This is a genomic window from Xanthomonas sp. SHU 308 (genome assembly GCF_000364645.1).
GTDB classification, from domain to species: Bacteria; Pseudomonadota; Gammaproteobacteria; order Xanthomonadales; family Xanthomonadaceae; genus Xanthomonas_A; species Xanthomonas_A sontii.
Genome location: NZ_AQOK01000867.1, coordinates 1 through 8,902, shown reverse-complemented (window position 1 = coordinate 8,902; position 8,902 = coordinate 1). Strand labels below are relative to the sequence as shown.

Here is an 8,902-nt window from a genome sequence, read left to right as displayed (position 1 = left end):
GTGCAGCAGCAGACCACGGCGCCGATCCGTCTGTTCAACCGCGAAGGCGTCGAACTCTACGACAGCCGGCACGATACGCGCGCAGCGGGCCAGGTGTTGCGGGAGGCGCGCGAGGCGCGCCTGCAGGATCCGGCGGTGACGCGTGGCGTCAATGCCGGTTGGCAGGGGCAGCGCAGCTGGCACGCCGAACTGCCCGAACAGCTGCCGCACAACGCCAACGTGGCGTCGGGGACGGCCGCGCAGTTGCTCGCCGAGCGCGCGCAGTTGCAGGTTGTGGAAGGCGTGGAGCGGCAGGCAGCCGCGGCGCACACGGTGGACTTCAATGTGCGGGTCAAGCCGGTGGCAATACGTGGGATGGGCATGCTTGGCGCCGCTGCCACGGTCTACGACGCCGCCGAAACCGGGCGCAGCGTCGGTCAGTTGCAGGCGCAAGGTAATGCCGTCGGCGCGCAGGCGCAGCTGCTGCAGTTCGGCGCACGCAACGTCGGCGGCTGGGCCGGGGGAGCGCTGGGCGCGCAGATCGGCGCGGTGGCGGGCGTGGAGACCGGGCCAGGATTGGTGCTGACCGGGCTGGCCGGTGGCGTGGTCGGCGCCATGGGGGCCAACGAGGCGGTGCAATGGCTGGAGCAGCGCCGCATCAACAATCAGACCGATCGCACCGGCGTTGACTGGAGCTTCGATCCGAAGGCGCCGGACAAGGGCTGGACCCGCACGGTGGTGGACGCCTTCGGCGATCACGGCCTCTCCGTGACCCATCAAGAGACCGCACCGCCGCAGATCGCCGACGAGCTGACCTTCAAGGCGGCCAGCCGCGCGGTGCAGTTGCGCCTGGCCACGCCGGACGTGCCGATCGATCCCTACCGTGTCCCGGCAGACGCCAGCGATCGGCCGAGCCTGCGCGAGGCGCCCTGGGAGCGCGATGGGCACAGCGGCCAATGGACCCGGCAGGTCGCCGATGGCTTGCTGGAGCGCAACGTGATGCATACGGTTCGCGACCGCGCCGATCCTGAGAAGGCCGCTGCCCTGGATGCCTTCGCGCAGTCGGTAGTGGCCTACAACGCGTCACGTTCGCCGGCGGCGATCGCGGCCGCTTACACCGAGCTGCATGCGCAAGCGGGTTGGGATCGCTATGGTCCTGTTCCCGAAGCGGTGACCCAGGCACGCGACAGCCCGCAGGTCCAGCCGGGATCGGATGGGCATGTCTACACGCGCAATGCAGAAGGGCAGTGGACGCGCGAGGGTTGGCTGGGCACGCGCCAGGCGTCCGGCAACCTGCGAGACGAACTGGAGGCCACCTACACATCGGTGAAAGCGCTGGCGGCCGAGCGATCGCGCGATCAGACGAGGGAGCCCTCGTCTGTGTCTCCGCAAGTGGCGCCCGATGCCCCAGCGCCCCAGCGGGAGCCTGCGTGGTCCGCTGAACCCGCCCGCCCCGTCGCTCCCGCCGCGCCGCCCGCAATGCCACCTCGGGCAGGCGACCTGCGCGATCCATCCCACCCCGGCCACACCGAGTTCTCGCGGACACTGCGCGAAGTGCGTTACATGGAAGCAGGGCAGGGTATCGGCTCCGGTCCGCACAGCGAGAAGGTGGCCGCGGCGCTGCTGGTCAAGGGCGAGCGCGAAGGGCTGCGCTTCACCAACGTGACGATGAGCACCGACGGCCAGGTGCAGGGGCTGCAGCGCGACAGCGCCTTCGCGGCGCCGAAGATGGTGAAGGTCGATCCGGCGGCGGCGCAGTCGGGGGAGATGGCAGATTACGCCAACCAGTGGGCGCAACTGCGCTCGCCGCACCTGGTGAGCCAGGCGCCCGCGGCTGAGCGCAGCGCCGCGCATACGCAGGGCGTTGCGGCCCTGTCGGCGGCCGACCAGGCGATGTTCGCGCGCATCCGCCAGGACGTGCCGGCGCATATCGGCGACGACCACGTGGCCCAGGCCGTGCTCGGCGCCAAGCAGGCCGGGATCGCCGATGCGGGCAAGATCGACCGGGTGCGGATGGCCGGCGACAACCTGTGGGTAGAGGGCACGACCCCTGGCTTCCGCGCCGCGACCGACGTGGCGCAACCGGTCGCGCCGATGCAGGACACGGTGCAGCAGGCGCAGGCATTCAATCAGCAGCGCGAGCAGCAATTGGCGCTGGAGGCGCAGCAACGGCAGCAGGAAGGGCCTGGCGGCAAGAACGGGCCTGCAATGGGGTGAGGTTGGCCCGTTCGCCTGGTTGCGGACCGCGCGTGCAGGTCGGATGCCACTGCATGAAAATCACGCTTCCGGCTGGTGGTGAGCATCCTGCGCCGAACTCGCAAGCCTGCCGATTACTGTGGGGCGATGTGCCGTCTTGGCGCTGACGCGCGCCATCGCTCAATGCGCTTGCCGCTCCCGCCGCATGCCGCCGCTCACAACCTCCGACTGATCGTAAAGCTCCCGAACACCGGCGTCTGCCGCTGCAGGTCGAACTCGCGGGTGCGCCAGTAGCGGGCGAGGGCGAACTTCCATTTGCCGCGCATCACCGCCAGGCCGATGCCGGCGTCGCCGACGAAGGGGCGCTTCTTCACGCTGTGGCTGTCGCGGAAGGTGTTGCCGTCCAGAGTGATGTCGCGCAAGACCCAGCGTCCATCGCTGGTCACGAACAGATGCGCTGACCAGCCGCTGCCGACGCTGTCGGCCGGCGGGGCGACGTTCTCGCCGGCGGGACGCAGCGGCGAACTGCCGAAATCGTCCGGCAGCTTCCAGCCCAGGCGCAGTTCCATGCCGGCATTGGCGTGGGTGTCCAGCGTGCCCAGCGCGCCGCCCCAGTGGCTGATCGCGTCCCACCCCCAGCCGTCGCGGCTGCCGTCGCCGGACCAGCGGCGCAGGCGTTCGTGCAGCACGCGGAACACCGGTTCGTCGTGCAACTGGTTGTCCCAGCCCTGGAACTTGGCGTCGCCGAGCAGGGCGTGCACCGCATCCTGCACCTGCTTGCCCTGCGCCGACGGGCCGATCAGGCCCAGGGTGAGTTGGGTGGCACGCAGGCGGTCGTCGTTGCGCGCGTTGTAGCCGATGTTCATCAGCAACAGGCCGGCGTAGGGACGGTCGTCCTCGATCAGGTCGCGGCGGGTCTTGTCGGTGGGGGTGAACAGCGCTTGCCCGACCGCGAAGGTCATGTTGCGCTGGGTGAAGTCGCTGTTCGGCTGCAGCCAGGTCAGGGCGCGGTTCGCCGCCCGCGCCAGTCGCGGCAGGCAGGGGTCGTCGGTGTAGTCGCGCAGGTTCGGCGAGACGATGATCAGGCCGAACCCATTGGTATAGCCCTGGTCCTGGCCGGCGCCGCCGAACAGGTCGTTGTCGACGCGGACGTTGACGGTGGGCGCGGTCGCTTCCAGGGTGTCGCGTGGGCATTGCGCGGTGGCAACGGCGGGCGCAGCCGCGGCGGCGAGGGCGACGGCCAGCGGAAGCAACGGGCGGGATGACGGCATGAGCGGCGTCTCTGGTCGGAAAGGGAGTGAGCGGCGATGTACGCCTGCAGGCGGTCGGTGCCGGCGCCACCCCGGACCATGAACGCAGCCCGTGCAGTGAAGGATAGGCAAAAGCGCCGTAGCGGACAAATTCGTCCGTTTGGGTTTGTCTGTCCCATCTGCCCTCTTGCGGCGTGAAGGCGGTGGTGCGCAATGACGCGCAGGGAGGCCATGCCGGTGCCTGGAGTGCGGCCGGATCTCCGTGCTGCGCGGCTCCGGGATCCCGGGGCGCTGTCTGCGCACCGTGGCCGGCCTTGGGTTTGCCCGGCGCCGGCCCGATAATGCGGACATGGACATCACTTCCGATAACCCCGATCACGGTTTCCAGTTCCCCGGCGTGTTCGAACTCAGCGCCATGGGCACCGCCAACACCGGCCTGGAGGCCGAACTGCCGCGCCTGCTCGCCGCGGCCGGCGTGGAGGTGATGGAGGAGCGCGTCAGTTGGAAGCATTCGTCCAACGGCAAGTACGTGTCGGTGCGCATCGCCTTCCGTGCCGTGGACCGCGCCCAGTACGACGCCGCGCATCAGGCGCTGCGCGAACACCCGGAAGTGAAGTGGACGCTGTAGCCGGGGACGCGCCAGTGGCGCCGGCACCGACGCTGCCACCGTGCGGCGTCCGCCAGCTCGGCCGCCAGCCCTACGAGCCGGTGTGGCGGGCGATGCAGCGCTTCACCGACGCGCGCGACGAGGCCACCCCCGACGAACTGTGGGTGGTCGAACACGAGCCGGTGTTCACCCTCGGCCAGGCCGGCAAGCCGGAACACGTGCTGGCACCGGGCGACATCCCGGTGCTGCAGGTCGATCGCGGCGGCCAGGTCACCTATCACGGCCCCGGCCAGCTGGTGGTGTACCCGCTGCTGGACCTGCGCCGGCTGCACATCGGCGTGCGCGACTACGTGTGCCGGATCGAGCAGGCGATCATCGACACCCTCGACGAATGGAACATCCTCGGCGAACGCCGCGACGGCGCGCCGGGCGTCTACGTCGGCGACGCCAAGGTCGCCGCGCTCGGCATCCGCGTGCGCCGCGGCTGCACCTTCCACGGCCTGTCGTTCAACGTGGCGATGGACCTGGAGCCGTTCCACCGGATCAATCCCTGCGGCTACCAGGGCCTGCAGGTGACCGCGGTGCTAGACTTGGGCGGTCCTTCCGGCATGCAGGCGGTCACTCCGGTCCTGCTGGCCCAACTGGCGCGCCAGTTCGGGCTGACCCTGCAGCCGCTCGACGCCTTGCCCGATCTTTCGCTCACGCACGCGGCCTGACCGCCTGCCCGCCGACCACGCCATGACCCAGCCCAGCGCACGCTCCATTCCCTTGCAGGTCCTTTCCGGCGACAGCGCGCCCGCGCCGCTGCAGACCGGCGTCAAGCAGTTGGGCGGCGACAAGATCGCGCGCTCGCCGGTGCAGTTCGCCGACGCGCCGGTGCTGCGCAAACCCTCGTGGATCCGCGTGCGCATTCCCTCCGGCAATGCGGTGCAGACCCTCAAGGCCAAGCTGCGCGAGAATCGCCTGGTCACCGTCTGCGAAGAGGCCAGCTGCCCGAACATCCACGAGTGCTTCGGCCACGGCACCGCCACCTTCATGATCCTCGGCGAGGTCTGCACCCGCCGCTGCTCGTTCTGCGATGTCGCACACGGCCGGCCCAAGCCGCCGGATGCGGGCGAGCCGGCCAGCCTGGCGCAGACCGTGGCCGACATGGGCCTGAAGTACGTGGTGGTGACCAGCGTCGACCGCGACGACCTGCGCGATGGCGGTGCCCAGCATTTCGCCGACTGCATCGGTGCGATCCGCGTCGCCGCGCCGACCACCCGCATCGAGATCCTGACCCCGGACTTCCGCGGCAAGGGCCGCATGGACCGCGCGCTGGAGATCCTGGCGACCAATCCGCCGGACGTGTTCAACCACAACATCGAGACCGTGCCGGACCTGTACCCGAACGTGCGTCCCGGCGCCGACTACCAGTGGTCGCTGACCCTGCTGAAGAAGTTCAAGGCGCAGCATCCGGCCATCGCCACCAAGTCCGGCATCATGCTCGGCCTGGGCGAGACCCTGGAGCAGGTGCAGGCGACCCTGCGCGACCTGCGTGCGCACGACGTGGACATGGTCACCATCGGCCAGTACCTGCAGCCGACCGCCCATCACCACCCGGTGATGCGCTACTGGACGCCGGACGAATACAAGGCGCTGGAGGAGTACGGCAACGCGCTGGGCTTCAGCCACGTCGCTTCCGGGCCGATGGTGCGTTCGTCCTATCACGCCGATCGCCAGGCGGCTGGCGCCGGCGTCGCCGCCTGATCGTCCTGCGCGCGCATTGCGCATGGCCGCGGCGACGACGCACGTTCGTCGCCGCAAAGCGACCGTCCGCGCGGCTCGCACCGGCAGCGTTCACATTTCTGCGCAAGCCGGCAGCTAGTCTGCTTCATGAACAGGTGACACGGCCTGCAACTTGCGTCACTGTCGTGTTGTCTCACGCGATGTGCTGCCCCCCTGACGGCCTGGTGCCGAGAGTCCCCAGATGAAATTCAAAGCTTCCGCCTTCCTGCTGGCGTTTGCGCTGACCGCACCGCTGGCGCTGTTCGCCCGTACCGATGCGCCCGCCCTGCCGGCCGCTGCCACCGCCGACCAGGCCACCACCGCCAAGCTGGTGTACGGCCTGCTCTCCGACAGCCGCTACGCCTACCGGCCGCGCGCCCTCGACGAGGCGACCTCCAAGGAGGTCTTCAAGAAGTATCTGGAGACCCTGGACGGCAGCAAGCAGTTCTTCACCCAGGCCGACGTCGACAAGTTCGCCAGCTTCCAGAACAACCTTGGCGCCAACATCGCCTCCGGCCAGCTGGAACCGGCGTTCCAGATCTTCGCCGTGTACCGGCAGCGGGTGGACGAGCGCATCGCCTACGCGCGCAAGCTGCTCAAGCAGGACTTCAACTTCGACGGCGACGAGAAGTTCGAGTACGACCGCAAGAATGCGCCGTGGGCCAAGGACGACCAGGAACTGGATGCACTGTGGCGCAAGTCGGTGATGAACGACTGGCTGCGGCTGAAGCTCGCCGGCAAGAAGCCGGACGACATCCGCAAGACTCTGGACAAGCGCTACGCCAACCTCGACGACTCGGTGAAGGAACTGAAGAGCGAGGACGTGTTCCAGTTCTTCATGAACGCCTACACCAACACGGTCGATCCGCACACCGACTACTTCACCCCGCGCACCGCCGAGAACTTCAACCAGCAGATGTCGCTGTCGCTGGAAGGCATCGGCGCGCAGCTGCAGAAGCAGGACGACCTGGTGGTGATCCGCGAGGTGATCCCGGGCGGTCCGGCCGCGCTGGACGGCACGCTCAAGCCGGGCGATCGCATCGTCGGCGTCGGCCAGGGCAAGAGCGGTCCGGTCGAGGACGTGATCGGCTGGCGCATCGACGACGTGGTCGCCAAGATCCGCGGCGACAAGGACACACAGGTGCGCCTGGAGTACATCCCCGCCGAAGCCGGCGTGGACGGCAAGCATCGCCAAGTGCTGCTGACCCGGCAGAAGGTGCGCCTGGCCGAACAGGCCGCCAAGGGCGAGACCATCGAGCTGCCGGCCAAGGACGGCGAGCCGGCGCGGCGCATCGGCGTGATCAAGCTGCCGGCGTTCTACCAGGACTTCGAAGGCCGCCGCCGCAACGCCAAGGACTATGCCTCGGCGACCCGCGACGTGGCCAAGCTGCTGGCCGGGTTCAAGACCGACAAGGTCGACGGCGTGGTGCTGGACCTGCGCAACAACGGCGGCGGTTCGCTGGACGAGGCGATCGAGCTGACCGGCCTGTTCATCGAGCAGGGTCCGGTGGTGCAGGTGCGCGAATCCGGCGGCCGCGTCACCGTCAACAGCGACCAGAACCCGGCCGTGGCCTGGGACGGCCCGCTGGCGGTGCTGATCAACCGCGGCTCGGCCTCGGCGTCGGAGATCTTCGCCGGCGCCATCCAGGATTACGGCCGCGGCCTGATCATCGGCGAGACCAGCTTCGGCAAGGGCACGGTGCAGAACATCGTCGACCTGGACCGCTGGCCGGCCAACGAGACCGACCGCTTCGGCCAGGTCAAGCTGACCATCGCCCAGTTCTTCCGCGTCAGCGGCAGCAGCACCCAGCACAAGGGTGTTGTGCCGGACATCGCCTTCCCGGCCAGCGTCGATGCCACCGAGTTCGGCGAAAGCACCTACGACAACGCCCTGCCGTGGAGCCGCATCGCCGCGGTGCCGCACACCCAGTACGGCAATTTCGCGCCGCTGCTGCCCAAGCTGGAGGCGCTGCATACCACGCGCATCGCCAACGACAAGGAATTCCAGTGGTGGGAAGAGGACGTGCGCCAGTTCCGCACCGAGGCGGCGAAGAAGTACGTGGTGCTCAACGAGGCCGAGCGCCGCGCCGAGCGTGAAAAGCAGGACGCGCAGCGCAAGCAGCGCCAGGAGATCCGCAAGCAGCTCGGCCTGCCGCTGGATCCGCTGGCCGACGACAGCAGCGACGACGGCCTGACCGGCAACGAGCGCGACATCGTCAAGGACGCCGCGCGCGAGAAGCTGGTCGACAAGCGTCCGGATCCGCTGCTGCGCGAATCGGCCTCGATCCTGAGCGATGCGGTCAACCTGCTGGAGAAGGACCGTCCGCTGTCGGTGCAGGTGCTGCCGCAGTCCACGGGCCCGGGGCGCTGGGCCGACTGAGCCCGCGCTCTAGCGTCGCGCGAAACACCGAACGCGCCATCGCCCAGCGGTGGCGCGTTTTTTTGTGGGAGCGGCGTCAGTCCATCTCTCGCAATCTGTTCCGCCACGCGCAAGCGGATTCTGCTTGCCCGGTAGGAGGGTAATTTCGCGATCAGGTTGCTCCCACATCCCGCGTCGTCGCGACGACGCGGCCATGGGCGCGCGCAATCACGGCCCTTCGGGTTGGGCCTGGCAGGCGCGCTGCCGGCGCCGCGCGGCTTGACCTGACGGCCAGTCAGGCGCTGCGCCACGCAACGCCGGCCGCGCGCCTGCCAGACCCAACGCGGCATACTCGGGAATTGATGACACGCCCTAGCCCAGCGCCTGCCACACCTGGTGCAGGCCCAGTGCCAGCAAGGTCAGGAAGAACACGCGGCGGAACGCGCTGGCGGAGATGCGTTGGCGCAGCCGCGTTCCCAGCCACATGCCCACGGCAGTGGGCAGCAGCGCCAGCAACGACGTACCCAGCGCCTGGGTGGGGAATGCCCCGTGCGCGACGAGGGCTGCGGCCAGCGCAAGCGTGGCCGCGGCGAAGCAACTGCCGAGCGCGCGCATCAGCGCCTCCCGCGACAGATCCAGCGCCACCAGGTAGGGCAGCACCGGCAACACGAACACGCCGGTGGCGCCGGTCAGCAATCCGGTCGCCAGGCCCACGGGCGCCGCCGCCCAGCGCGCCTGCGATGG

Annotated in this window: 7 protein-coding genes; 5 read left to right on the top strand and 2 right to left on the bottom strand. The window is 69.2% G+C overall.

Features of this window, described 5'->3' with window-relative positions; translation table 11 throughout:
• Nucleotides 1–2,196 (top strand): XVIPCD domain-containing protein (locus D588_RS28675; RefSeq protein WP_017917604.1); only part of this gene is annotated, 2,196 nt, incomplete at its 5' end.
• Nucleotides 2,197–2,390: 194 nt separating this feature from the next.
• Here D588_RS28675 and D588_RS0122470 read toward each other — a convergent pair.
• Entirely contained in the window at nt 2,391–3,446 is a 1,056-nt protein-coding gene (locus tag D588_RS0122470; protein ID WP_026144005.1) for a lipid A deacylase LpxR family protein, read from the bottom strand.
• A gap of 328 nt (nt 3,447–3,774) precedes the next feature.
• Here D588_RS0122470 and D588_RS0122465 point away from each other — a divergent pair, with 328 nt between their 5' ends.
• From D588_RS0122465 to D588_RS0122450, 4 genes are all read left to right on the top strand, one after another.
• Entirely contained in the window at nt 3,775–4,053 is a 279-nt protein-coding gene (locus tag D588_RS0122465) for a YbeD family protein (protein ID WP_017908125.1), read from the top strand.
• Nucleotides 4,041–4,748 carry a lipoyl(octanoyl) transferase LipB gene (gene lipB / locus D588_RS0122460; RefSeq protein WP_081613631.1) on the top strand — a complete coding sequence of 236 codons (708 nt, stop codon included), beginning with the start codon at nt 4,041–4,043 and terminating at the stop codon, nt 4,746–4,748. The genes D588_RS0122465 and lipB overlap by 13 nt, the downstream gene beginning before the upstream one ends.
• 22 nt (nt 4,749–4,770) lie before the next feature.
• Entirely contained in the window at nt 4,771–5,781 is a 1,011-nt protein-coding gene (lipA, locus tag D588_RS0122455; RefSeq protein ID WP_026144004.1) for a lipoyl synthase, read from the top strand.
• Between the two features lie 220 nt (nt 5,782–6,001).
• Nucleotides 6,002–8,179, top strand: a complete 2,178-nt coding sequence (locus D588_RS0122450) for a carboxy terminal-processing peptidase (protein WP_017917601.1) — start codon at nt 6,002–6,004, stop codon at nt 8,177–8,179.
• Between the two features lie 351 nt (nt 8,180–8,530).
• Here D588_RS0122450 and D588_RS0122445 read toward each other — a convergent pair.
• A partial coding sequence (locus D588_RS0122445) for a TSUP family transporter (protein WP_017917600.1) occupies nt 8,531–8,902 on the bottom strand: 372 nt, incomplete at its 5' end.